This is a genomic window from Staphylococcus sp. EG-SA-17 (assembly GCF_017151845.1).
Taxonomy (GTDB): Bacteria; Bacillota; Bacilli; order Staphylococcales; family Staphylococcaceae; genus Staphylococcus; species Staphylococcus aureus.
Genome location: NZ_JACVZO010000064.1, coordinates 1 through 1,573, shown reverse-complemented (window position 1 = coordinate 1,573; position 1,573 = coordinate 1). Strand labels below are relative to the sequence as shown.

Below are 1,573 nucleotides of genomic sequence, written 5' to 3'. Positions count from 1 at the left end.
TGTAAATGTCAATATAAAAATGTACATAAATGATTGTATAAGAATGTACAAAATTGTTTGCTAAGTAATTTCCTTCTTAGGTGAATGATCTTTTAATCTATACGATTTGCCTTTGATTTTAACTACACTTGAATGATGTAATATCCTATCCAAAATCGCATTTGCGATTTTGGGGTCATCAAATATTTCATTCCATAAGTTGAAATTGATATTTGTGGTAAATATTGTACTTTTCTTTTCATATCTTAAATCTATTAATTGAAAGAATAGTTTGGCATCTTCACTTCCAATAGGTAAGTACCCAATCTCATCTATGATTAATAACTTATACTTGCTATAGTGCTTCAATCTATTTTCTAATCTGTTCTCAAGTTTTGCTTTTCTTAAATTCTCTATCAAATGATGACATTTAATAAAGTAAGTACTCACTCTATTTTTAGCTGCAGTCATACCAATGCCTGTAGCTAAATGTGTTTTGCCAACGCCACTTGAGCCTAAAAAGACAATGTTTTGATATTTTTCTATAAAACGCAAATCTGTAAAATCCCAAATTTCTTGTTGATTGATGCTCGGTTGAAAATTAAAGTCAAAGTCTGATATTTCTTTTTTAAACGGAAATGCCGCCACCTTTACCATCGATTCAATCAAATTTTTCTCTTTAATTTCGATTTCGTAGTCACTTAATTTAATTAGTGTATCTATAAATGACAGGTTATTTTTAATACTAAAATCGATAACATCATCAAGATGATTAATCATTTGATTCATTTTCAAATATTCTAAATTCGCTTTTAAGCGCTTATAATTCGTCGAATTATTCATCATACAACTCTCCAATCGCATTCAAATTATCTATCGCAATCTGATTAATATCATCCATTTCTCTATTTCCAAAAGAAGATGACAGTGTTTCTAAATAATGTTCTTTTTGATAATTTAATTTACGTTGTGTGATGAGATGTTCACAAATCGATTTAGTGTTATAATAAACGTGTAGTTTTTGATCATAAACTTGAACTTCAACTATTTTCCCACAATATTCAGCTGGTACTGAATATTGATTGGACTTATATGTAATCATATTAGAGCGGTTGACTTTCAAATATTTATGTTTCACTTTATATGAGTTTCTTACATTCACATTTGGTAGTGGTTGTAAGAAACTTTTTTCTTTTTCTAAAGCAATAATAGGTATTTTACCTGTACTCGTATGAACTGAGTAGTTCAGTCGCTCATTAAGATTAGAAATAAACTTAGGAATCTCTTCCAAATATAATTCGCCTTGATATGCATGAATTTCATCTAATATTTTCATTATCGATTCAACTTTACCCTTTGTTCTAGGACGGCCGGCAATACAAGGTTTTACTTTAAAATTAAAATCATCAGCGAATTGTTTAAATCTGCGATTTATTTGACCATTTGTACGTTCTGTTCTTGGTTGATCCATGACCGTTTTCATGTTATCCGTTACAAGTTCATTAGGCACACCTCCCATTAGCTCAAACGCTTGTGTCAATAAATTAAATAAGACATCACTTGATTTATTCATTGTCACTTGCATGATTACAAA

Annotated in this window: 2 protein-coding genes; both read right to left on the bottom strand. The window is 29.6% G+C overall.

The window, feature by feature from the left end; genetic code table 11:
• Positions 1-60 precede the first annotated feature (60 nt).
• Positions 61-822 (bottom strand): IS21-like element helper ATPase IstB, encoded by a 762-nt coding sequence (istB, locus tag IDG65_RS14030; RefSeq protein ID WP_001066125.1) that lies wholly within the window; start codon positions 820-822, stop codon positions 61-63.
• On the bottom strand, positions 815-1,573 hold a 759-nt coding region (locus tag IDG65_RS14025), incomplete at its 5' end, for a Mu transposase domain-containing protein (protein ID WP_142928122.1). The genes IDG65_RS14025 and istB, both read right to left, overlap by 8 nt.

What these genes read in the sequence shown, in the direction of transcription:
- istB (WP_001066125.1), bottom strand. Translation starts at nt 822, where the DNA reads ATGAATAATTCGACGAATTATAAGCGCTTAAAAGCGAATTTAGAATAT.